We start from the raw sequence: 24,111 nt of genomic DNA, 5'->3' as shown, positions 1-24,111 counted from the left end.
AGTATCACTCAGGAATTGGGTGGCCAAAGAAATAGCGCTGTCCCGCACGGAAACGGTTGACGTCGCCGCTGTCGAGAAAGTCTTCAATGATTGCCGCGGCCGGCAAGCGCAAGAGAGTGCCATTTTCGGTGTAGAATGAGCGAGTATCGAGGCCAGTAGCGGCCTCGAAGGCGACCCGTTCACGATTGATGCGGCCAAATTGGCGGTCGTCTGATCGCAACCTGTCCAGCAATCTGTGGGAAAGCTGAATCACATCGTACGTCTTGCCTTCATAGATTGGGGTAGTATCTGACGATTGAGTAGCGGCAACATCTCGGAAAGCTTTTTGGACCACGTCAAAGTATGACACCCGGTCGACGACAAATCGCAGTGGCTCATTATCATCGTCTGGAACATCAAGGGTCTGCGAGGCGCCGTCCCAGACGGGGCCGTCCTCCTCTTCCAGCAAATAGGCGAGGTGGTTTTCGATCTGGTGCCGTGCCTCTTCGTCTTCCGCCTCCTGATGCAGTTGCAGTAGCGGTGTTACCGCCTTGAGGCTGCAGGATGCGCCCAATGCCGAGGCAAAGAAGTACTGGAAATCAGAATTCGACATTCGCGGCGTGAAGTACGAGAAAGCGCCCGAGATTGTTTTCCAGCTGCCGGCATAGCCGATGATTTCAGTGCTAGCTCGCCAGAAAAAATATCCCTCCGTCTTTGTCATCAGAGGAGGTAGTCGACCAATCTCGCGAAAATTCCCTGACTTGCATGCCCTCAGGATACCTAAGTAGGCCGTCCATGGATCTTCGCTACGAATTGCAGAAATTGGATCAAACTCATCGCCCAGGGATGCATCCACATGAAATCCATCATAGATGTGGGGATTGATGTGTGTCTCAGGCATCAATTCGTCGTCAGATGTTCGAGGTCTTTTTGCCAAGCTTCGATGTCCTGACAGTCCCCAGAGGAAGCTTTCAAATATTGGTCTGGCAACACGTTGTTTGCGGTTGCACATCCGCCTCCCATCATCGGCGTTTTGTGGTGCATCGTCTTGCCTTTGAAATCAGGCGGAGGTTGACCTGGCTTCGTGTTCGCTTCTGTCCATTTCTTCACAGCGGCATCCTTCAGTCCGTTGTCGTCGAAATGGTTTCGACCACTCCTCGCCTGTCTTTCCACACGCGTTCCTGGGGTTCGCGGGCTGGTGTATCTGGATTTAGCACCGCGTGGCACGTCAAAATAGAGGGCGCATGGTCCGTCTTCCGTCTTGTGGACATTCGGACAGCCATCACCGCCTGCCGCGCTTTCTGCCCGCGCCTTCGCCTTGGCGGCCAGCATGTCATCCATCTTCTTCTTGAAGCGCTCGCGCACCTTGATCTGTTTGTCGTTAGTAGCGGGAAGCTCGCTGTGTCTCTTTGCCCAGAAGTCGCTTTCCTTCATCAATGGAAACTTTTTGTCGTTCTCGTCCTTTTGCCATTCGTGCAGAGGCTCGTGGCAACATGGACATTTGTCTTCGTCCCAGAGGGCTTCGGACTCGGCGAAAGTCTGCGTCTCCGGCGCTGGGGCTGGAGGCGTCGAGGGAGGGTCGGATGCATGATTGCTGGTGGTAATGTCCAAGTGGCGACAAACGTTCTTGCCCTCATATTTGACGTCCATGCACCACGATTGGAAGTAGGTCTTGCCTGTGATCTGATGGGTGATCACGGCTGCCCCGAAAGTCCGTGTCGCGGCTTCATTTCCCAGAACGGATTCCTTGTAATACGACCTCTGTGCCAATGCCGCGCCTTTGCCGCCGATCTTTACCGTTGATGAGCCTGATTTGAGTGTGTTCGAAAACGAGGTGTTTGGGTAGGGGATCGGAATCGGCCCGGCTGGTGGCGACGGTGGCGACATGCACACGTCGGGGAAGCGTGCGATTGATTTGTTCATCCCGTTCTCGGCTGCAATTTCCCACTTTCCGGCAAAGACATTCTTTGTCATCTGACGGTCCTCATGCTGAGACCACAGCGGCGGCACGACCGCCGAACGACATCGAGCTGCCGTGCAGTGCGGCGAGGTCGCCAGGCGCATAGGCGCGCCTGAAGGCCTGCTCGGCCCAGGCGAACTGGATCAGGCCAGCCGCCGATCCGCAATCGCCCATACAGTCCGCCGCGTGCCACAGCGGTTGTTCCGGACGCGTCTTACGCATGTTGCGCATTTGCGCCAGCACCAATTCCTCGAATGCGTAAGACTCGCCTCCGACATCGCTGATGCGGAAAGCAACTTCGTGCAGATGGACGCCCGCCTCGCGAAGTGCGGCTTTCAGCGCGGCGCTGAGACCATCCGCTCGGAACGGTTCCTCGTTGCCGGCGGTTGCCGTTTCGATGGCCAGGCCCAGCCCTCGCAATCGCAAGGCCCCCTCAAGGATCGGACGTTTGCTGACGACCAGAATGCAGGCCGCCTCACCGGGGATGAGGCCGTCCGTCACTTGGCTCGTCTTCAATCGCATGCGGCTGTCGAGCCAGCTGAGCGAGCGAGCGTCGATCAGGCTGTCGATCGCCATGATGAGGCAGGCTTCCGCATTGCGCTCGTTCAACAGCTTGCGCGCCTGTTCTATCGCAACAAAAGCCGAGATTTGGCCATGGGTGATCTGGAATGTGCGCGATCCCACTAATGGCTCCCCTCCGCGCACCGCAAGCCCGGACAGAATGCCATTTATGCGGGCGCCGGGCATGCCGGCGTCGCGCGTACACAGGAGGAACGGCATCTCGCCCCATGGAAGCAAGGCCGAAATCTTTTCATCGATATGCTCGACAGCGAGTCGGGCCAGAGCCGTGAGACGGCTCCGGCCCCGCGTTTCAGCCGGAACAGCCTCGACCCTGGCTCCGCGAAGCGGCTGCCCATTGATGTCCCGATATAACAACTCCTGGAATACCGAGATACTCGCCCGCATGGCGGCAGCAGCACTTTCGGGCGTATAGCCGACAGGGCAGACAAGACTGACACAGGAAATCGCCGTCATCTTTTTTTCCGCATCCCGGCCAAGGCCGCCACAGCCTCCTTCAGCCCAGCGTAATGAGGCTTGAGAAAGATCGGCTCCCGCTCCTTTCCCACCTGGACCTGGAGCAGTTTCACAAACTTCCGAGGCAGCTTTGTGCTAGCTCGTCCGACCAGCACTATCCTCCCCTCATGCGGCAGCATGGTCAGCGTATCCGGCGCCACCACCTTGTGCTCGGTCCTGTCATGGAACATGAACCGTACCGCAACTGACATCGCTGGCAGCTTCACCTTGAACTTGCCGCTTTCGTTCATGCCGAGGCAGCCGAAGATCATGCCTTCGCCAAGCTTGTCCAACCATTGGTCCTGGGGCGCCGCCTGAAAGTACCGGTCGTCAAAATCTTGGGGCAGGAAGGGCAGGACGTTCTCCATCCAGTGCTTGTCATAGGTGCCGGCATAGCGAGCGCGCTCCTTGGCAAAGCGCGGCACCGGCCCGAAGCCGATGGCGCGCGGTCGGTCGTTCCAGATGCGCATTCGCGATTGCGGGTGCTCGACGCTGGGCAGCAGCGTGCCATCGACATTACTCTGGCCGACAAGGTAGCCGCTGCCGATCGGGTTGACCGCGTCGCTGCGGTGCTTCGCTGGATCGGGATCGGTGCGGTCGGTGCCGCCGAAGGCAAGGTGCCACGCCAGCGGTATTGAAACGAACGGCGTCGGCCGCGAAGCCTGGATACCGAGCCCGCCTCGGAACCAGCGTCTCTGTCCGGTGACTATCGCGCGCTTGTCCAGTCCCGGCCCAACCAGGCGCACGTCGATAGCTTCCACCTGCCTCCACTGCGGGGCGACGGCCATCGCATCGAGCAGAACCTCGCATTTCGGCTTGACGGGCGCAAAGTCGGTCTCGACGCGAATGGAGGTGACCTCCGGATCGCCATAGTGAGTATCAGCATAGACGAAAGGCGACTGCTCCTTGCTGGGCGTGCAGTTTCCGTCGGGATCGACATCGAACGTGGCACGAATGACAGCCACACAATGTTTCACGCAATCCTTATCCTGGTAAGGAAAGGTCTCGGCGAGAAACGGTGTCGTGTTCTGGCTGACGAACATCAGACTTGCCTCTCCCAACTGGCGGCAAAGATTTGCTCCAGCGCGGCTTGCGGCGACAGCGGATCAATGTCGAAAATGTCGGAACCAGCCGTCCACATCACCACACCGCCGATGAGCTCTTCGCCCGGTTCAACCTGCGGTACTGGCAACGGAGCCAGCGCGCCCTCCAATTCATCCGGCGTCAGGTCGCCGCCTTGGGCGGCGATGGCCACCTTTTCGATCTCACCAAACCATGCATCGGCATATGCAAGCTCGACGGGAGCCTTGGAAAGCTGCGCGACGACGCTCAACGGGAACTGCCTGCCAACTCTGTCGGCGCTCTGCACGATGACGCCTGCCGATGCGCCAAGAAATTCCGGACCGCTCAGGAACCGCAGCGCCGTGCCGCGCGGCCAGGATTCCGAGCCAATAAGCGGGACGACATGCTGCGCCAGCCAGCGGTCCCAGGCGCGAACAAAATCTCCCGGCAGCCGCCGCGTCACGAAATCGCCGGTGGCAGGCATTTTGCCGTAAAAGCCGGGCAAGATCATATCTGCGGCGGACATGAAAATTTCTTGAACATTTGCAGGTTGTAAGGGTTTTCGACGCTGGCGGCCTTGAGTTGGAAATCGGCGTACATGCCTTTGGTGCCCAGGCGCAGGCTGTAGACGTCCGACAGCGAGGTGCCGGTGAAGCGACCGCTGCGCAACATTCTCAGCCACGCCCAGCTGCCGGTCTCGTTAAGCAAGATCTCGGGCGAGCCATCGATCGGCTGGAAGGCAAGCGAGATGACGCCCGTGCCGTCCTTGCCGGGCCACGTCATCGGCTGCGGCCTCGTTGCGTTGTTATAATAGACGAGGTTCTGGCCATCCAGATTGAGCGTCACGCGCGCGACGTTGGGTGACAAATCCTTCGGCTCGAGTGTGAAGCTCATCAGCGGGCCTGTACCGCCGGGAAAGAGATCATCGCGGATCCGCCTTGCCTGTTCGAACGCGGCCAGTGCCGACGGGTCGAGGCCGAAATCGGCGCGCCATTTCCATGGCTGCGCTGACGTGTCGACATAGCTGATCAGATGGTCGTTGATGAAGGTGTCGATCAGCCCTGCCGGCCCGAACAGACGGGCGAAGTCGCGGACATTGACGTCGACGGCGCTGTCAGGACTGAAAGGATAGCGGTTGTTGAGTGCTGCCTGGCAGAACGGCAGGATATCGGCTCGCCAGATGGCGTTGAGCTCCGAGGTGACCGCCTTCTGCGTCAGGCCGCTGGTATCGCCGGCAATACCGCCCAACCAATCATCGATTGGGTCGGGCAGGATCTGCGCTTGCCTGGCGACCGCTCCCGTCAGCTCGGCGAGGCCGCCCTGTTTCTTGATGGCGTCCTGAGGATCGGGATTGGCCGTCACCGTCTGCAGCACGTTGGACAGTGCGGTGAGCGCGACAATGGCGGCGTCGAGCGCCGGCGGCTGGCCGTCGACCTCGGCGATGGCACCCTTGAGCGGCTTGAAATGCTCGGCCACCAGACTGCCGGTAAGATCCACCTCGTCGGCGGAGCCGGCACGCGGCAAAAGCTTTGCTCCGGTTTTTACGATCTTGCCAAGCTTGCCCAGCTTGCCAAGCAGTTTCGAGCCACCTGCCGCCGCTGCCTTGTCGTTTGCCGGCGCTTCATCGGATCGCGTAAGCTCGGTCTCCTGGACCACCGCGGTGACCAGGCGCTTCAGCGCGGAGTCGGCACTTGAAAGATCCTTGAGGTTCTCACTGGCGACGTTGAGATCGGTCAATGGCGCAAGCCTCATGTCGCGCAGGAAGCTGTCCCATTGCGCGATGTAGTCGTCGTAATAAAGCTTCAGAATATCTTCTGACAGCGCTGACAGGGAGGTTTCGGAATTTTCCGAGCAACCGCCGGCGAACACCGCCCGGTCGAGTGCTGCCTGGGCGGCGATATCCTCGACCCGGTCGAGAATGGCGTCATGGAAGCCGGCATAGGTAAACGCTCCCGAAATGCCGACCCTAAGCGTCTTGTCAGAACGCCGCGCAAAGACCTTGGCGCCGTTGGGGCCGGCGAAGTTGGCAGGAATCCATTCCTTGAGCGCAGTCACCGCCGGGTCGGCCAGCAATTGTTTATAGGCACGCGCCGGCAAGGAAATCGTGCAGACGGTTTTAAGTGCCTCCGCAACCAGCGCCTGGTCCGGAGCGATATAACTGGCGTCAACCGCCATGCGACGGATCGCGGCAAGCTGGTGCTCTTCGGCGTCAGCTGTCGGAAAGGGGGCAGCCGCGGCGAATTCAGGCAGACTGTTGACCCACCAGCTCTGGGCGAAGTCTGGATCCATCTGAGAAAGGCCGGTCATCATGCGATAGGTCTTCAGCGCGCCAAGCATGAAGTCCGGATCGCGGATCTGCCGCCACATCGTCGCCTCGAGCAGCGCCACCATGTGCGGCTCGAGAACATTGCGCAAAGCATGGTCGTAAGTGTCGGTCTGTGCCCGCACCAGTTCCGCCGAGGCTGATGGCCCCAGCAAATCCTGTCCCGCGCCAGGCGGCGGGGTGCGGGCATTTGCGACCTCATCCATCGCACTGAGGGCGCCATCGATCGCAGGCTGTTCTACGGATGCCGGGTTTGCCGCGGCCGAGGTCAGTGGCGTTTGCAGCGCCTCGAACTGGCTTGCCTGGGCCGTGATCGCGTTGCGGTTGTCGTAATAGGACCAGGTGAATAGACCGCTGACCAGCAGGGCGGCTGCGGCACATGCGGCGGCCGCGCCACGCCAGATCCAGGCGCGGCGGCGTTGCGCCAGCGGATCGAAGGTGCCTAGGCCGGCTTCCTTGAAGATGACTTCTGTGAGCAGGTTCTTTAGGAAGAAGCTGCGTTTTTCGACACGCGGCGCGGCCAACGCCCGGCGCGGCGGAAGGCCGAAGGAGGCAGACAGCGCTGCGGTCAGCCGATCGATGGGCGCCCCTTCCTGGGTCGCCGACGTCAGATAAAGGCCACGCAGCCAGGCGGCCTCCTCATACCGGCTTTCGCCGAACATCGCCTCGATCAGTACCTGGATCGGCTCGGACAGGCTGGCGAGTTGGGCGGGAAACCTGAAGATTTCGGCGCGGGCAGCAAGCTTGTCTTCGTCCTCCAGCCGGGGCACCAGCCGCCGCTCGAGCTCGGTTGCTAACGTCGCGATTTCCCGCTCGATGGTCTTTGCATCGACATGCGCGTCGAGTGCGAACGTAGTCCCCCAGACCTGCTCGCGCGCAGCCGTCGACAAACCGCCGAAGAAAGCCTCGAACCCCTTGATCAGGTCGGCTTTGGTCAGCATCAGATAGACCGGAAGGCGGATTTCGAGGCGGTCGTTGAGCTCGGCCAGCCGACGGCGGATCTTGCGGCCATGCGCCTTGATGGCGTCGTCGCCCTCCGAAAGCACATCGATCGAAAGCGCGACGATCACACCGTTGAGCGCGCGACGGCCCCGGTGCTTCTTCAAAAGGTCGAGGAAGCCCAGCCACTCCACTGCGTCGACGTCGGGTTGGCTCTCCTGTTGGACATAGCGGCCTGCAGTGTCGATCAGAACCGCACTCTCCGAAAAGAACCAGTCGCAATTGCGCGTGCCGCCGACCCCTTGCAGGTCGTCGGTCAGGTCGATCGGAAAATTCAACCCCGACTGGCGCAAGGCCGTGGTCTTGCCGGTGGCCGGCGGTCCGACGATCACGTACCAGGGCATCTCGCGCAGGAACTTGCGACCGCCCAGTTTGCGGCGCTTCAACTCGGCCATGACCTCGCCGAACTTGGCTCCGACGGCAGCGACATTCTCTTCGCCGGGGCTGAGTGGCTTCTCTACCGCCGGCGCGGCGATTTCGGCGACGAACATACGGTTGGCACGGATCGCCCGACGCTGGGCGGCGATCAGCCAGATCAGCCAGAAGATGACCAGCAGCGCGATGATGACGATGCGCACATTGTCGGAGGCGAAAGGGTCGTAGGGTCCGACCCTGACGATCGGCCCGAATACCCAGATCACAAAGCAAAGCAGCGCGATGCCAATCAGTGTCCACAGCCAGCGCGATGTCAGGACCGCCCAGAGGAAGCGCAGGATGAACATCTCACAGCCTCTTTTCGACCAGCACCTCAACGCGCCGGTTCAGGGCCCGGCCCTCGCGCGTGCCGTCGTCGGCCACTGGATCCGTGGCTGCCCGGCCCTCGGAATGGACGCGTTCCTGCGGCACTCCGTTTTGTACCAGCATGTCGGCAATGGTCTGGGCACGAGCCTCTGACAGTCGCTGGTTGGTCGACAGCGGATTGGTTCTTTGCAGAGGGACGCCGTCCGTATGTCCGACCACAGTGATGTTGCCGATCAGGTCCTGATTGGCGAGGATCACCTTGGCGATCGAGCCGATCAGCGGCTCGAATCCTTCCGTCAGTGTTGGCCGCGACGACTGGAACAGTTCGGGATTGGAGGCCTGGATGACCAGCTTGGCCAGCGAAACGCTCTCCGTGCCGCTCAGAGCCGATCTGAGATTGCCCGGCGCGCCGGCCTCAAATTCGGGCAGCAGCGCGAAATCCACAGTCTCCGGCGGCGGGACATCGACGGTTGGCGATACGCGGCTGATGTCGCCACGGGTCGGCGGCGGCAATGCGCGGACCAGCGCTGAAAGCTCCACCGCCTGGCTGCTTAGTCCCATCGAGAGCCCGACATAGGTCGCGGTGGCGATGACCGCCGCGGCCAAGGCCATCACCCAGATCGGAACGATGAAGCGCTGCGGCTCGTCGGATGCGATGACGCCTTTCCAGTTCGGCGACAGCGGTCCATTCTCGGCGTCGGCATCGCGCAGGAAACGTGCCGCGGCCACACGAACGGCATTGAGCGAGCGATCGCCCGACCGGCCGGGCACGCGATACTTGCCGCGAAAACCCAGTGCCAGGCAGTCATACTGAAGTTCCAGCAATTCGCGATCGCGGTTCGGATGGCGTTCCAGTTCGTCGAGCCGTGTGAAGAACTGCGTGCCGGCGTCGACGTCGCCGCGCAACATGACCACAAGCGGCTGACGCGGCCATGCGCTGGCCCCGCCCCAGGGCGTGTTCAGGGCCAGATCGTCGAGCAAGGCCGCCACCACCCATGCTGCCTGATCGGCCCGCTCCATCGATGACCCCGCCGCCATTGCCGTGTCGCGTGCCCGAACCAGTTCTTCGAGCAGCCGGGTGCGTAACACTTCCGGATTCTCTGGTGGCAGCGCGCTTTCAAGCTCAGGCGCAAACTCGAGCAGGGGCGCGAAGGCGTTGACAAGGCCGTTCGGGTGGGTGCGCGAGCGTTTAACCGGCCCGCCCGGCAAGGATGCCGCCATCGGTCGCGGCATCGGCGTGCCGGTCAGCCTGATGCGAGTGCGTTCGCGATCCTCCGACAGTCCGAAAGGATCATCCCGGCTCATGGTTTCACCTGTTCACCGAATAGCAGTCCACCTGCGGTTCGCTCGGCAGTACACCCGAAACGCCAATGACGAAGCCTGGGGCACCGAGCAGCGATGCCCAGTGCTCGCTTTTCTGGTCGAGCTCAAGGCACAGCCGATCGCCGTCGTAAGGAATCTCGCGCGGTTGCGAATGAAGCGGTTTCAGCGGGATGCCGGGCAGGCGGGACTTCCACAGGCCCTCGAACTCATCCGCCGAGCCTACGGTCGCCTGGTTGACGAATATCTTGCGTAGCGCGTCCTCCGACAGTTCCGAACCGACCCGGATGACGATCCGGCTGGCCACCAGCAGCTTCGGATTGTCGATGCGGATTTTCCAAACATTGGTCGAATGGCGCATGACGGGCAGCGCCCGCGATTTCGGCTCGATGTAGCGCAGGCTCAGGATCAGTGAGCGCAATGCATCCGCCAGCGCCGAAAACGGTGGGCCGGGCGCCATGTGATCGTAAGCCGGCAGCTCGCCCAGTCGCCGCGCGCTCGAGCCGTAGGTCGCCATCGAGCCGGCAAGCCCGGCCAGTTCCAGGTAAAGTTCGGCCGGATGGAAGACATCCTGCGCCAGCATATGGGCCAGTCGCGGACGCGCCGCGTTGGCGAGGTTGAGCATCAACAGGTCTTCGACGCTGCGCCCTGGCCCGCCCATGACCATCTTGCCATGCGCCTCGGCGATCTGGTCGAGGCCTGTGACGACTTCCAGAAGCAGTTGCCGGTACCAGGCCACTGCACCGGTAACCAATGCCGGTGGCAGGAACGTCTCGTCCAGCGAAACGCCGCCATCGGCACGAACCCCCTTGATGTCGGCGATCGGCAAGGCGGTGTAGCCGCCGACCGATTTGCCGGGTGCAAGCAACAGCGATTGCGGCCGGGCGATTTCGATTTCTTCGGGGTCTGAACCGCCCTGGACGGCATCGCGCACCGAAACGATCCGTCCATGATAGCGCGCACCGCTGGGCGGCGCATGCGCCGGATCGAAACCAATGCCGCCCGCCGGCTCGAGCGGCAAGGCGACCAGCACCGGGCCGGCGCCTGTATCCGCGGAGACCGGCAGCGGACGCGGCGCGTCCATCAGATCCGGAATGGAGAAGGGGGTTCCGTCCGGGAAAATGCCTCGTGCAGACAGGATCGAGATCTGGCCGGCATCGAGCAATGCCTTATCCAGGGTCAATTGCTGAAAGCCGAACGTATGCAGCCGGCCGGCCTGCAACGCGCCGCGCACAGTCGCCTCGAAGAAACGATCCTGCTGCTGGAAATGCTGGGTCCGCAGAAAAAGGCCCTCGGACCACAGCACCCTGTTTGCATCGCTCATGCGGCTACTCTCTGCATCGAGCTCCCCTTGCCTTGGCCGTCAGGCGGAAATGCCGCCGCTGCCGAGTGTGACATTGATCGTAAAGTTTGCTCCGGGCGAAACCGATTTGGTCGTCCGCCAGTTTCGCCCGCCAGGCTCACGGATAAGTGCAACGAAGCCCAGGGCCGTCGCATCCGGTTCAACCGTAATGGTCTTGGTCGCGGTTTTTCCAGGCCCGACGGCAATCTGGTCGGACCCGATTAGATCGCCTGCCAGTGCCGAGCCGGCATCCCCCTGCAAGGCAAAGTAGTCGGCGGAGTTGAACTTACCGGTGCTGCGCAGCCGCGTGACCAGCACCGTCACTGGCCGGTCGCCGCCGCCTGGTCCAGGGTTCATGCCGGCCGCTCCTGTCAGCTTCACGGTGATGACCGACGGTTTTGGCGGCCCGGCGCTTTGACAGGCCGTAAGCAGCCCGGTCGCACCCAAGGCAACGATAAATTCGCGTCGATCGATCATGTCTTACTCCTCCTCATATGCATCCCGAAAATCGGCGCCGATTTCGCCGAGAAAGCTCTTTTCCGCGCTCTCGGCGATTTCACGATGGCGTTTCTGATAGAGCTCCCACAGCTTGGCGCCGCGCCCGCCCGACAACAGCGTGCCGATCGCGGAACTCGATTTCAGCTCTTCTTCGATGGCTGCCGGCTCAAAACGGTCGACCATCCGCCGCAAGGCAGCCTGCACGCCGCGCCAGGCGCGCACGTGATGCTGTGCCAGATCGCGAACCGCATCCGCGATAGCCGCTTCGCCGGCGAGAAATCCGGGGCTGCGTTCGGCGATGAGCGTCAAGATTGCGTCGTCGACCGTCGGCAGAAACTTGAGTGGATTGACCTCGGAGGCCCCGACCATTGTCTGGGCAACGCGGGCATTTCCCTTTTCTTCGGCACGCTTGCGCAGCAGCTGCATCAATCCTTCCATCATAAGCCGGTATTCGCGGCCGAACTTTTCCATCTCGGCGACGGCGTCGCGCCCGGGAAAATCGGCTTCCGCGACACCCATACCGCGCAGGAATGCGGTGCGAAGCGCCATGTCGGCGTGCTGCCTCGCAGGCGGCTGGCGGGCGGGGCTGGCGGCTGCGCCTGCCCGTATTGGGGGAGGGGCATCTGCCCCTCGCACGGGCACGTCCCAGGGATTGGCCGCTTGCAGTGGCAGGGCGTCGCGCTCGCGCTGCCCGGTTGAGCTGGCGCCGCTTCCCGGGTTGGGCGCTGCGGCTGGACCAAAACCGAAGTCGTCGTTGAATTCCGGCAGCTTTGCCGTCGCAGGCTCCGTAGCGCCGTTGGGGAACGACACCGACTCGAGGCCAAATGGGTCTGTCTGCTTGGGTGCGCTGGCTGGTTCTGGATAGTTTGCGGTGCCTTTGGATGCTGGTGTTGCGATCGGATCGAGGCTGAGCGGGTCGTCGAAAGCAGGCGAGCTGCGCTGTCTGGAATTGGCGCGTTCGAACGCGCCCGGGATCGGCTGCTCGAACGGGTTCGGCAGCTCGGCTGGACGTGGCCGCTGCGGCTCTTCTTCCACGGCGGCTGAAAAGAAATCGTCACGGCCGATGCTGACCGGCGCCCGAGACGCCGGCGGTGAGCGCTCCGGAACCGGCGCTGCGGCTGCTGCTGTGGCTTGGGCACTCGACGTCTGCAGATCGACATGCACGATGTAATCGCCCAGTCTCAGCCGCATGCCATTGCGAAGACGCGTCGACTTGCCTGCGCCGAGCGGGCTGTCGGAGTCGTCTATGAACAATCCGCTGCTCGACGTATCGGTGACGAAATATCCGTCGCGCCCACCAGTGATCCTGCAATGGGCGCGTGAAACGAACATGTCGGGATCATCGATCTGCCAGCCGGCGTCCGCGCTGCGGCCGATCACCAGTTCCCCCTCGTCAAGCCGGGTCTGCCGTACCGCCTGGGTGCGTGGCCCTTGCTCCAGCGTCAGCAGCAGACTCATGCCGCGACCTCCGCCCCTTCCTGCCGCCAGCCGACTAATGTCCGCAGCCGCATGTCGTCAGCATCGCCCCTTTCAGCGGGCCGCGCAAGCCACGCGGTCCGGGCGAGTTGCACGGTTCCAATACGCGGCGGCGGAACGGCATCGCGCGCCAGCACGATGCGCAGATCGACGTCGAGCGATGCGCCGACCATGTCGCTAACGGCTTGCTTGAACAATTTGAGGCGTTGACCGCCCGGCAGGAACGCCTTGAACTCCTCATAGCCCAGCGGGCCGACGCGGAGCTCGATCCTGCTTTGACGGTTGAAGACGCGCGGACCGATCGTCGCTCCCCGACCGAGCCCTGCGTAGGCTTTGCCAACGCGGGTCTGGAGCGCGGCTGGTATGGTCATCCAGGCAGCGATGAACTCCCTGATCTGGACCGGCACCTTGAACGCCTCAGCCAGGAACAGCGTCAGCCGCTCGGGGCCGTCGACCTGATTGGCAAGCGAAGCGGCCTGGCGCAGCTTCACTGCGTCCAGTTCGGGGTTGTGGGTGCCGGGAAGCCCTATTCCCGCCATGGCTTCAAGCATAGCGCGAACGCGCCCACCTACCGGGCGCTCGACCTGAACCGCCGGATGCGCATCCGCCCACGCCCTGTAATACAGCGCAATCATGCGGTTCTGAAGAATGTTGACGAAGTCCATGAACGTCGTGTCGCTGGTCTGCTGCGCATCGGCGCCGGTGAACCAGCGTTGCGACAGGCGATCGAGTACCCAGCGCGTCAAATGCAGGGGCATCGGACCTTCAGGTCCCATCAGACCAATGTTTGCGACCGTGACCCGAGCGGGCGCTTTGTCAGTCGCTTCGCGGAATTCTGCCAAGTCCTTGGCGAAAAAGCTGAGACGGACATGCTGCCCGAGCCGCGAGGGCTCGCGCTCCGGCGGGCCGGAATAGCCGAACAGCCCGCCTCTTCGTTCGAGTCGCCGCAACAACTCGAAGAAGTCGAATGCATCCGACAGCTCTTCGGACCGGCCAGGCTTGTCTAGATCAGGTAGCGATTGCCGGGCGTCATCGGCCATGGCACATCCTCCTGCTTCTGCAGCAGCCATGTGCGGGTTCGCACAAAGCCGTTTATTCCGGCATGACGGGCAAACAGCCGTGCCAGCAAGGCCGAAAGCAGCAAGGTGCTCTGCCCCGCCAGAACCGATTGATCGACATGCAATGTCACCTCCGTGCCTCGTCCGAAGCACATCGGCCCGTCGATCTGTAGCCGTTCGATGACCGACCGGGAGTCGATGCGCACGATCGAGTGCACATTGCGGGCGAGGCTCGGGTCTCCCCTGTCGGCGTAAAGCTCAAGCAGCGCATGCAGCGGATCGACGCCGCGACCTTCCTTTGCAAGGCTTAGAAAGTTGAGCGCGAGCTGCGCTACAAGCCGCCAGGCGAGATTGTCGGCTCGCGATTCACCCGCCGCGCCCGCCGGCAGCGCTGCGGGGATGGCTGGGCGAGGCGGGCGCAATGCGCCGAGAAGCCGGATCGTCTCGACCGGATCGCCGGCTTCCAGAGTCAAGGTAGGGTTGTCGTCAAGAATCGGCAGATCGCGGTTGGTGCAGAGCGCCACGACGTCGACGCGCTTCAGCGGCCGGTTCGGAGGACTTTCCGCGGGACGCGAAATCGCCAGGAAAACGTCGTCGCCCGTGTATGAAGTACGGGTGAGGCCGTCGCGCCGTTCCTCCTCCGTCGGGCGGCGTGGGCGCCGTTCGGTGGAATAAACCCAACCGCTGCCGCGGTTCTGTCCCAGGCTGAAGAGCTCCGGGATTGCGGCGTCGCTCCCCTCGCTGTCGGCGTCCTCGACGCGGATAACCCGATAGATTTCGAAGTCCCGCGCTCTCGTGCGGTCGGCATGCAGCACCTGCCGCGTCTTGCGTGGATCGAGCTCGACGACGTTGCACTCACGTTCGAACAGATTGATGATCGGCGTTGCGAAAAGTTCAAAATCGGCCGCCGTCACATCGGCAACTTCAGGCACCGGACGCCTGAAGATGAAGATGATCTCGAGTTCGGCTGTGCATGTGCGCACGATGGGCTGCAATCCCGAAACCCGAGCATAATGAAAGCGCTCCGGCATCATGAAATATTCGCGCAGAAGACGGTACCCTTCGAAGGTCGGACGTGTACGAGGCATCAGCGCCTCGTCATCGTTGATGCCGACCATTTCAGGTACCGGCAACGGCGATATCGGGTTGGCCTTGCCTTCCGGCCGTGCACCAACGGCCGCGCAGGCGCCGAAGATCGCGTCGAAAAGCAGTGGTGCCTTGGTGCGCGCGGAAAAGTAGAGATCAAGCCGGTCGAGCGACAGTTCGTCGAGCTTGCCTTTTCCGGTACGAGCCAGCGTGATGCGAAGCGCCGCCTCGCCATCCACACCGCCGATCCGCGCGATGCCGGCTGCAGCCAAGGCGCTGCGATCCTGAAAATAGCCGATCGAGGTGATGGCAATCGGCCACAGCGTGGTGTCCTGGGCGGTGGTGAACGTGCAACGCGTCGACAGGCCTGGCTGGAGGCTGGAAACCAGACGCGTATTGCGTTTGACGACATGGCCGCCAATCATTGTCTGGACCTGCTGGCCGGGTTTGAACACCACCACGGCCGTTGCCGGCGCCGGCGTGACAAGATCGGGATAGAGAACATCAAGGACGGCGCGCGAGAAACGCGAGCGTTCCGCATCGACCTTGAGTCGGGTCCGCGCGGCCAAGAAAGCAACGCCGTCAAGCAGCCGCTCGACGTAAGGGTCCGGACAGGGGACCGTATCGAGTGAAAGGTTGCGCGCCACCGCGGGATGCATGTCGGCAAATTCTGCCGCGAGCGCGCGGATATGGGTCAGTTCCTCCTCGTAATATTCTACGAAGACCCGGTCCATCTCAGGCTTCCCTAAATTCGGTCCGAGCCAAGCCGTTATCGAGATTGATCGTGGTGCGCAGGCGCATGCGTTCGGGCGTGGGCGTCATGATCAACACCGCATCTATCTCGATCTTCAGGCCCACGGTTTTGTCGCCAAGGGTTACCGCAACCTTTGTTGTACTGTCCTTGAGACGCGGCTCGAAGGTGGCAAGCACCGAGCGGATCTCGCGCGCAAGGGCCTCGCGATCAAAGTCGCGGGAAGAACGGCCCGAGAAGGAAGGCACTCCGTAATTGACGACGCTGCGACGCACCTCCGGAAAATCGGCGAGCGACGGTGGGTTGTCCGTGGCCTGTTCGCTTTCAAGGTCGGAAAGAAGCGGAACGGCCTCGAAGCGCTCGGTATTGAACAAAGCCTCGACATCGCGCCGCACGGCTTCCTTGAGCACACGCGCCGACACCACCACGCCGCGGCTTTCGATTTCAGCGCGGTGCTGGCTCTGAAAGGCCAGGCGATGCAGACGCCGCTTCTGGTCGGCCGTCAACTCCGCGTCGGTGTCGATGAGCCGCGCGCTGGCCGCAACAAGATTGTCCAGCCGCTCCGCGCCAAGCTCGTCCTGCAGTGCCTGGCGCAGCCCGTCTATCTCGGAGGTCATACCCGGCAGATCGTTTACGAGGCGGTCCCATAGAGAGGGCTGGACGGCTTCGCGCTTTGCCCGCGAGCTGCCGCTACCCAGCGACTTGTCCGCGCCGGGCCGCCGGGCCTCACTTGCCGACATAGACATCCATTTCGATTTCGTCGTTGTCGTCGTAGACGAACTTTATTTTCTTGTAGGCAAAGCTGACCTCTTCCTCGATCAGGTCCTCCTCATCCTCGGCCTGCGACATGTCGTATTCCATGATCGAGGCGTCGGTGAGTGTGACGACCAGGTAATCCTTGGTCTCGCCATCAATGGTCCGCCGTGCCGAAAACACGACTTCGTCCAGGGCCTTGTTTTCGAACAGCGCCTTTTTCAGGTAGGGCGAGGACTTGTCATAATGCTTGGTGAACTTGATCATGCCCAAGGACACACGACCGCGGCGCGAGAGCGAGTTTGGATCATAGGGTGCGATCATCTTGTAATCGACGCCATGGATTTCGATTTCGTCCTCATGGCCATCACGAGTGCTTGGACCTTTGATATCCGGAACCTTTAGAAAGCCATCAATCTTCGTATTTGTGGGCATTGTCTTTCTCCACCGCTTTCAAAAACCGAGATGTTGTTGCTGCAAATCAAGTCTTTACGGACGGAAGTTCCGAAACCAGCCGGAGCGAGGCATTGATACCCTCCAGCTGATAATGCGGGCGCAGATAGAAGCGGGCATTGTAGTAGCCTGGGCGTCCCTCCACGCTGTCCACCTGAACCTCGGCGGCGGCGAGCGGGCGCTTGGCGCGCGCCTTGTCGTCGGCAAAGGCCGGGTTGGCCAGCACATACCGGTTGATCCATTCGGTCAGCCAGATCTGCATGTCGGAGCGCTCCTTGAACGAACCGACCTTGTCGCGCGCGATCGCCTTGAGGTAGTGGGCAAAGCGCGAGACCGGGAAAAGGTAGGGCAGGTTGGCGCTCAGCCGCTCGTTGGCCTGCGCATCGGGGTCGACCAGCCGTCCCGCCCTTGTCTCGTCGTCCTGCAGTGAATGCGCGCCAATGAAGGCGGCGAGATCGGTGTTTTTTCGATGCAGGATGGGCATCAGGCCGAGCTTGGCCAGCTCCGCCTCGCGCCGGTCGTCGATGGCGACCTCCGTCGGACATTTCATCGCTATCGAGCCATCATCGGTCGGGAAGCTGTGCACTGGCAGGTTGAGGACCGTGCCGCCATTTTCGACGCCGCGGATCTGCGTACCCCAGCCATAGAGCTTGTGGCTGCGGTTTATGTTCACGCCCATCGGGAAGGCAGCGTTCATCCAGACATATTTGTTGTGGTCGCCATGCACCTCCTCCTCGAAGGTGAAGCCCTTCACCGGAACGGTATCGGTACCATACGGCAGCCGCGCCAGAACGCGAGGCATGGTCAGGCCGATGTAGCGTGCATCCTCGCTCTCGCGCAGCGACTGCCAGGAGGCATAGGCGGGGTTGGAGACGATCTGCTGCAGGTCCTGCGGATTCGGCAATTCCTGCCAGCTATCCATGCGGAACAGGCGAGGCGAGGCAGCTGCGATAAAAGGCGTGTGCGCTGAGGCGCAGACGCCGGAGATGTTGCGCAGCAGACCGACGTCGCGCGGGTGGTTGGAGAATTCGTAGGCACCGATCACACAGCCGATCGGCTCGCCGCCAAGCATCGAATACTCGTCCGTGTAGACTTTCTTGAAGATCGGGCTCTGATCCCACATCTGGCCCTCATAATCCTCAAGCGTGTCGGCCAGCTGCTCCTTGGAGATGTTCATCACCCGGATCTTCAGCTTCTGATCCGTCTCGGTATTGTTTACGAGATACCACAGGCCACGCCATGTGCCCTCCATTTCGCGCACTTCCGGCGCGTGCAGGATCTCGTTGACCTGTTCGGAAAGCATCTTGTCGATTCCGGCAATCAGCGACTTGATCGACTTGATCGCATTCGACGAGATGGTCGTGGTATCGGAACGTGTCTGCGCTGCAAGTGCGAGATTGCGCACCAATTGCTGCAGCTTTTCGCTGTCGTCCTTCTTGACCTTGAAATCCTTCTCGAGGAGCCCGCTGAATTCTCCAAGATCGATGGTTTCCGCCTCGGCGACGGCGGCGGTTTTTTGCTGTTCGGCCATGGTCATTCCCCTGCCTTGTCGTCCGCCAGTGCCTGGCTGGCGATCTGGCCAAGAAGCGGTTCATTGTTCAGCAGTTGCGCAATGCGCTTTTCGGCGTCGACGCGCCCGTCCATGAAGCCGAGAAGTTCCTCGAGTTGGCGGCGCATCTTGAGGATTTCGGCCAATTGCGGCACCTGTTCGGCAATCTTGTCCGGCGCAAAATCGCCCATCTTGGTGAAGGTAAGGTCGAGCGCCAGCTCCTCGTCCCGCTCGGCGCCTTCAGCCTGTGGCAGCGTATTCTTCACGCGGGCTTTCACGCGTGGTCCAAGTGCCTCCATGAAACGCGGAAACCGGTTCGCATCGGTCTCGACCAAGGAGCGGTCCAGCACCGACTTGGCCGCTTCCTTCGTCTGCGAAGCCCCCGAAAGATCGGCCATGACGGCCATGACAAACGGCAGCTCGATTGTCGTTGGACTGCCATAGGTTTCCACGTCATAGGCGATCTGCACCCGCGGCGCGCGATTTCGTTCGATGACCTTGGCTTTGCTTTCGGCTGGCATTGCTTGCTACCTTTCATCCTTCTGAGCCGTCTTCTTGGCATCGGGAACGCCGGCAAGAAGCCGGAACTCCTTCAGTCCCGACGGGGCGAGGTCTTCCATCAGTTCAACAAAATCCATATGCACCATCCGGCGCACACGGCGGGCGAGGTGGGGAATCGGGCTCGACGGTTCGGTACGGTCATAGAAGGCGACGACGAGGTCCAGGCATTTCACCACGTCGTCGCGCGAAGAAATCCGGTCGGGGAGTCCGGTGCTCGAGTCCGCGTAGCTAGCCACACTTGCCATTGTATCGGCTCCATGACCGTTTCGGGCAGGCATTACCGGTTCTGCAGGCGAAGGGGACGGCTTTGCCGAGCCATTCGCCATCGCGCCGGCAGCCGAGTTGCGCTCGAGGGTTGTCAGCAAACGCTGCAGGAACCGTTTTAATTCCGGAATGGTGGTCCCGCCGCTGCCTTCAAGGCGAGCATTGAGGGCTGTCTCGACCGTATCCAGTGCCGCGACCGCCGCGCGCGCATCGGCGATGAGCGACTGCATTTCCTCATTGGCTTGATCCGCCTGTGCCGCGCACCCGGCACGAACCCGGTTCAACAGTTGTCCGTGCGCACTGACAAGCGCTGCCTTTTCGGCCGCATTCAATCCTGACGCTGCTTCTTGCAGCATGACGCGGTCGTCGAGTGCAGCGTGTTCCAGGTCGCGTCCGCTGACCGGCCCGATCGAGCGTGGCGCAAAGAAAGTCATCTGACGCAGGTTGGCCAGCAGCCCGTCCTGACCATTTTGAAGATCGAGCAGCGCGTTGATGCGGCGCAAGGCGGCCTCGCGAGGCGACGTGTTGGGCCGCAGCGCCGGGTGCATGGATTCCCAATGCTGGTCGAATGTCCGCCCAATAAGCGTCAGACCCTGCGCCAAGCCGGCCAGTCCCTGCTCGTTGGCCAGTGCGCGGGTGACAATGACAATCAGGCGCAGGTCGCGACCACGCGCGCGCAATTCCTCGGCCTTGGTGAGCACTGCTGGCCAGTCGACGGGAATGGTGCTTTGCGAGACCGGCCTGTTGTTGCCGTCATGGACAACCTTGACCTGGGGCTCCGTCAGGCGCTCCAGTTCGTGAAACGCCGGATCGTTACGCAAATCCTCTCCCGACGGATTTTCACCGTCGAGCGGAGCAAGCCAGAGTGCGACGTCGATCACACCGATCCCCCAGTCACCGGCCCTGAGGCCGACCTGCCCCTACGTTATCACACGGTTGCGCTTTTCCACAATTCAGCGAGTGCGGAAAAAATTAACAAAAGCTAATGCAGCCTTGTCTTGATTGTGGAATCCGAAAGGCGTGATTGCCGAGCCCTGGACCGGAAATGTCGTGCCTGGGATGTCAGGCTCGTGGTTGTTTGCAGCCGGCGACGCAGGATCTTCCACCAATGATGGGAGCCCGCACAATCGGGGATCGAAACCTTTGTTCATCCTGTACTTTGTCAAGCGGCTGCTTATGTGGCAGGTTATCGACTTGCAGAGTGCAGGAGCACGTTCGATGGAACAGCGCCGGTCATCGCAGAGTTTCAAGCGCAAGGAACTGGTCGGAAAGCTCAATCCTCTAGGGTTGCGCGCCTTCAAGGCAGCGGCCGACAGTGCCAAACTGCGCGGCAATCCTTACGTCGAACTCGTCCACTTCATCGAGCAGTTGGTGCTCTCCGACCGCTCGGATGTGCAAATGATGATCGCCGATGCGGGACTGGATGCGGGCCGACTTACGGCCGATATGACGCGTGCGGTGGACAAGCTGCCTTATGGCGCAACCTCGATCGAAGAGTTTTCCGACCATATCTTCCACGCCATCCAGGAGGCCTGGAATCTGGCAACACTGGAATTCGGCGTGGAGGAGGTCCGCAGCGCGCATGTTCTGCTTGCTTGCCTGAAGACACCGGTGCTGGAAGGCCTGCTGTCGAAGATCAGCGGCGAGTTCGACAAGATCGACGCCGACGCCGTCGTGGCGCGCTTCGCCGATGTTACGGAGGGCTCACTCGAAGCCGGCGCTGCGCCGACGGTCACCGCGACAGAGGCGCCGCGGCGGGCTTCGGGCGGGGATTCGGCACTGGCCAAATATGCCACCGATCTGACCCAGCGCGCCCGCGACGGAAAGATCGACCCGGTCGTCGGCCGCGATCCGGAGATCAGGCAGATTGTCGACATATTGATGCGACGCCGGCAGAACAATCCGATCCTGACCGGCGAGGCGGGCGTCGGCAAGACTGCAGTCGTGGAGGGTTTTGCTCTGCGCATCGCCAAAGGCGATGTGCCGCCCCCACTGCAGGGAGTGAGCGTGCGCATGCTCGACGTCGGATTGATGCAGGCAGGCGCAAGCGTAAAAGGTGAATTCGAAAAGCGGCTGAAGGCTGTAATCGACGAGGTTCAATCGTCCGAGGCGCCGGTCATCCTCTTCATCGACGAAGCCCATACCCTGATAGGCGCCGGTGGTGCTGCCGGAACCGGCGACGCTGCCAATCTGCTCAAACCGGCGTTGGCGCGCGGCGAGCTTCGCACGATAGCGGCAACGACGTGGGCGGAATACAAACAGCACATCGAGAAAGACCCGGCGCTGACCCGCCGCTTCCAGGTGGTAAAGATCGACGAGCCGTCGGAAGGGGTGGCCATTCTCATGTTGCGCGGGGTGGCCGGCGTCCTGGAACAGCACCATGAGGTGCAGATATTGGACGAGGCGATCGACGCGGCGGTCGCCCTGTCGCATCGCTACATCCCGGCGCGGCAGTTGCCGGACAAGGCGGTCAGCCTTCTCGACACCGCCTGCGCGCGCGTCGCCGTATCGCAGCACGCCACGCCCGCCGAGGTCGAGGACATCATGCGCCGTCGCCAGGCGCTGGAGGTCGAGCGCGGCATCATCGGCCGCGAGGCTGCAATCGGCATCGAGGTGGCTGAGCGGCAGGCACGGGTCGAGGCTGGGCTTGCCGAGACCGAACGCACGCTAGCAGCCGCGCAACAGCGCTGGGAGCGCGAAAAGGCGCTGGTGGCCGAGATACTGAAACTGCGCGCCAGGCTGCGCGGTGACGGCGTGCCTCTCGATGCCGTGGCAGGGCAGGAGGCCGCCACTGAGACAGCGAGCGTGGACCTGCCGGAGACCGAACGGTCCAACGCCGGGACGAAGGTTCCGGCGGGAGGCGGTACTTCTCCTCCCGATCCGGCTGCCGATCTCGCTCGGCTGCGCGAACTGATGAGCGAACTGGCCGAGGCGCAAGGCGAAACACCGCTGATCCTGCCATCGGTCGACCGCAACGCCGTGGCGGCCGTGGTCCAGGACTGGACGGGCATCCCGACGGGGCGGATGCTGTCGAGTCAGACCGAGAAGGCGCTGCGGCTCGCGGCCACTCTGTCCGAGCGCGTTGTCGGACAGGATCACGCCATGGAGATGATCGCCAAGCGCGTGCAGACCAGCCGCGCCGGTCTCGGCGCTCCGGAAAAGCCGGTGGGTGTATTCCTGCTTTGCGGCCCCTCGGGCGTCGGCAAGACCGAAACCGCCTTGGCACTGGCCGAAACGCTTTACGGCGGAGAGCAGAACCTGATCTCGATCAACATGTCTGAATTCCAGGAGGCGCATACGGTCTCTACCTTGAAGGGCGCGCCGCCCGGCTATGTCGGCTACGGCAAGGGAGGAATTCTCACCGAGGCGGTGCGACGCAAACCCTATTCGGTGATCCTGCTCGACGAGGTCGAGAAGGCGCACCCGGACGTGCACGAAATCTTCTTCCAGGTCTTTGACAAAGGGATGATGGACGACAGTGAAGGTAGACGCATCGATTTCAAGAACACTCTGATCCTTCTCACGTCGAATGTCGGCTCAGAAGTGATCATGGACCGGACACGGAATGGTGCGGTCCGGGCAGGGCTCGACGAACTGGACGCCGCGTTACGCAGCCCATTGCTGAAAGTCTTCCCTGCGGCCTTTCTCGGCCGGGTGGTGACCATCCCCTACTTTCCGCTTTCGGATTCGATGATCGAAGCGATCACCCGTCACCAGTTCGCCAAGATAGCTCGCCGGCTGCGTGCGACCAACGATGCGGAATTGGTAATCGGCGACGGTGTCATGGATCTGGTCAAGGCCCGCTGCACGGAAATCGAATCGGGCGGCAGGATGATTGACGCAATTCTGACCAACACGCTTCTTCCGGAACTGAGCCGCGGCGTGCTGAACCGGTCGCTCGCTGGTGAAAAGATGACGAAGGTGACGGTTGGCGCCGCTGGCCAAGCGTTCACCTATTCCTTCGAATAAGGAGCGTGAGCGCCACAGAGCAAGGTTAGCCCGCTCGATTAGTTTGCAACATGGGTCTACGCCGCTTCTGCTCGGCACTGGCCAGGTCCATCGGGCTCGGTCGCAAGCCGAAGGAAGTTGCGCCGGCGCGGGTCAGCGCCCACGGAAAGTGGGCGCCCAGGGCTATGTGATCACCCCGTGACGGGTTACCAGCCTAGGGCGCAATGTGTAGATCGTTCCGATGCGTATTTCAGGCATTGCGGGGTCCGACGTGATCTTCAGCTACAATCGCAGCAATCCTGGCAAGTGCAGACCAGGTGTGCGTCGAACGGCACTCATCACACTTGCCAAGCCGATGCATGGCGTCAAAAAGAATGTGGCGAAAGGTGGTCGCGCGGGCAGATTCGAAGCACCGGCGCGCGTTGAGGACCGATCACGATCTTGGATGCTGGAGTCATCTGTCGAAGGCTGGTTACCTGTCCATTGACTTCAACGGCTCATGGTCGGGAAGATAGTGATGCAGCACCTCATTAACGTTTCGCTTGTCGAACGTCTGGCCACAAACGGGGCAGAACTCGAAATAGCCTGCTTCGTCGTTGGCCGGCGGCTCGTGGCGCTTACCGGTTGGGGGGTGTTGGTTCGATAGCGTTTCACGTTGGTTGCAGCGGTGCATAACTTTGATAGGCCGTCCCGACAGTATTGGGAAACCAGCGTGCCGCCGGGCCTTACCGGGTGTCAGTGGCTCTGCCGGCTGGAGTGAATTGTAGGCCTTTTCATGCGTCGTTACCAATTTAACAAAATGGGTTACGTTGCCCCTATCTAATTTGTGGAGCCTCAACAGTTGTGTGCGTCAAGTTCTGCAAAATGGCGTGGCATTGCGGTGACGTCGGCGTGTCCGCCGCGCAGCCCGTGTT

At 61.8% G+C, this 24,111-nt stretch carries 19 protein-coding genes; 2 read left to right on the top strand and 17 right to left on the bottom strand.

Translation table 11 applies throughout. The annotated features are described in order from the left end of the window. Nucleotides 1-4 precede the first annotated feature (4 nt). From X773_RS63195 to X773_RS63125, 17 genes are read right to left on the bottom strand one after another with little or no spacing between them, the layout of a single operon-like run. Nucleotides 5-880: a hypothetical protein gene (locus X773_RS63195; RefSeq protein ID WP_156937387.1), complete on the bottom strand. Its 876-nt coding sequence runs from the start codon at nt 878-880 to the stop codon at nt 5-7. Further along, nucleotides 880-1,953, bottom strand: coding sequence for a PAAR-like domain-containing protein (locus X773_RS73760; RefSeq protein WP_023678588.1), 1,074 nt, complete (start codon nt 1,951-1,953; stop codon nt 880-882). The genes X773_RS63195 and X773_RS73760 overlap by 1 nt, the downstream gene beginning before the upstream one ends. 10 nt (nt 1,954-1,963) lie before the next feature. Next, nucleotides 1,964-2,974, bottom strand: coding sequence for a hypothetical protein (locus X773_RS63190; protein ID WP_023678587.1), 1,011 nt, complete (start codon nt 2,972-2,974; stop codon nt 1,964-1,966). Beyond that, on the bottom strand, nt 2,971-4,056 hold the full coding sequence (locus X773_RS73755; RefSeq protein WP_023678586.1) for a DUF2169 domain-containing protein: 1,086 nt from the start codon (nt 4,054-4,056) through the stop codon (nt 2,971-2,973). The genes X773_RS63190 and X773_RS73755 overlap by 4 nt, the downstream gene beginning before the upstream one ends. Then, entirely contained in the window at nt 4,056-4,601 is a 546-nt protein-coding gene (gene tagF / locus X773_RS63185) for a type VI secretion system-associated protein TagF (RefSeq protein ID WP_031212156.1), read from the bottom strand. The genes X773_RS73755 and tagF overlap by 1 nt, the downstream gene beginning before the upstream one ends. Further along, entirely contained in the window at nt 4,583-8,119 is a 3,537-nt protein-coding gene (gene tssM, locus X773_RS63180) for a type VI secretion system membrane subunit TssM (RefSeq protein WP_023678584.1), read from the bottom strand. Before tssM ends, tagF begins: the two co-directional genes overlap by 19 nt. 1 nt (nt 8,120) lies before the next feature. Next, nucleotides 8,121-9,443: a type IVB secretion system protein IcmH/DotU gene (icmH, locus tag X773_RS63175; RefSeq protein WP_023678583.1), complete on the bottom strand. Its 1,323-nt coding sequence runs from the start codon at nt 9,441-9,443 to the stop codon at nt 8,121-8,123. A gap of 4 nt (nt 9,444-9,447) precedes the next feature. Further along, nucleotides 9,448-10,782, bottom strand: coding sequence for a type VI secretion system baseplate subunit TssK (gene tssK / locus X773_RS63170; protein ID WP_023678582.1), 1,335 nt, complete (start codon nt 10,780-10,782; stop codon nt 9,448-9,450). A gap of 39 nt (nt 10,783-10,821) precedes the next feature. After that, nucleotides 10,822-11,277: a type VI secretion system lipoprotein TssJ gene (tssJ, locus tag X773_RS63165; RefSeq protein WP_023678581.1), complete on the bottom strand. Its 456-nt coding sequence runs from the start codon at nt 11,275-11,277 to the stop codon at nt 10,822-10,824. A 3-nt stretch (nt 11,278-11,280) separates the two neighbouring features. Continuing rightward, nucleotides 11,281-12,756 carry a type VI secretion system-associated FHA domain protein TagH gene (gene tagH, locus X773_RS63160; RefSeq protein ID WP_023678580.1) on the bottom strand — a complete coding sequence of 492 codons (1,476 nt, stop codon included), beginning with the start codon at nt 12,754-12,756 and terminating at the stop codon, nt 11,281-11,283. Further along, nucleotides 12,753-13,814 carry a type VI secretion system baseplate subunit TssG gene (gene tssG / locus X773_RS63155; RefSeq protein ID WP_023678579.1) on the bottom strand — a complete coding sequence of 354 codons (1,062 nt, stop codon included), beginning with the start codon at nt 13,812-13,814 and terminating at the stop codon, nt 12,753-12,755. Before tssG ends, tagH begins: the two co-directional genes overlap by 4 nt. Next, nucleotides 13,778-15,652 (bottom strand): type VI secretion system baseplate subunit TssF, encoded by a 1,875-nt coding sequence (gene tssF / locus X773_RS63150; protein ID WP_023678578.1) that lies wholly within the window; start codon nt 15,650-15,652, stop codon nt 13,778-13,780. The genes tssG and tssF overlap by 37 nt, the downstream gene beginning before the upstream one ends. Nucleotide 15,653: 1 nt before the next feature. Beyond that, entirely contained in the window at nt 15,654-16,409 is a 756-nt protein-coding gene (tssE, locus tag X773_RS63145) for a type VI secretion system baseplate subunit TssE (RefSeq protein WP_023678577.1), read from the bottom strand. Next, nucleotides 16,396-16,857, bottom strand: a complete 462-nt coding sequence (gene tssD, locus X773_RS63140; protein WP_023678576.1) for a type VI secretion system tube protein TssD — start codon at nt 16,855-16,857, stop codon at nt 16,396-16,398. The genes tssE and tssD overlap by 14 nt, the downstream gene beginning before the upstream one ends. Before the next feature lie 46 nt (nt 16,858-16,903). After that, the gene (gene tssC, locus X773_RS63135; protein WP_023678575.1) at nt 16,904-18,406 is read right to left on the bottom strand and encodes a type VI secretion system contractile sheath large subunit; all 1,503 of its coding nucleotides are present in this window, start codon (nt 18,404-18,406) and stop codon (nt 16,904-16,906) included. A 2-nt stretch (nt 18,407-18,408) separates the two neighbouring features. Further along, entirely contained in the window at nt 18,409-18,945 is a 537-nt protein-coding gene (tssB, locus tag X773_RS63130; RefSeq protein ID WP_023678574.1) for a type VI secretion system contractile sheath small subunit, read from the bottom strand. A gap of 6 nt (nt 18,946-18,951) precedes the next feature. Then, nucleotides 18,952-20,070, bottom strand: a complete 1,119-nt coding sequence (locus tag X773_RS63125; RefSeq protein ID WP_245274762.1) for a type VI secretion system ImpA family N-terminal domain-containing protein — start codon at nt 20,068-20,070, stop codon at nt 18,952-18,954. Between X773_RS63125 and X773_RS78245 the strand changes: the two genes are divergently transcribed. Together X773_RS78245 and tssH are read left to right on the top strand one after the other, a co-directional pair. Further along, nucleotides 20,005-20,235, top strand: coding sequence for a hypothetical protein (locus X773_RS78245; RefSeq protein WP_245274763.1), 231 nt, complete (start codon nt 20,005-20,007; stop codon nt 20,233-20,235). The genes X773_RS63125 and X773_RS78245 overlap by 66 nt on opposite strands. Nucleotides 20,236-20,467: 232 nt before the next feature. Then, nucleotides 20,468-23,218 (top strand): type VI secretion system ATPase TssH, encoded by a 2,751-nt coding sequence (gene tssH / locus X773_RS63120; protein ID WP_031212155.1) that lies wholly within the window; start codon nt 20,468-20,470, stop codon nt 23,216-23,218. Nucleotides 23,219-24,111 lie beyond the last annotated feature (893 nt).

Origin of the sequence: Mesorhizobium sp. LSJC280B00 (genome assembly GCF_000502835.1) — a bacterium.
Classification (GTDB): Bacteria; Pseudomonadota; Alphaproteobacteria; order Rhizobiales; family Rhizobiaceae; genus Mesorhizobium.
Note: the sequence above shows the minus strand (reverse complement) of the source record. Positions and strands in the feature narration are given on the sequence as shown.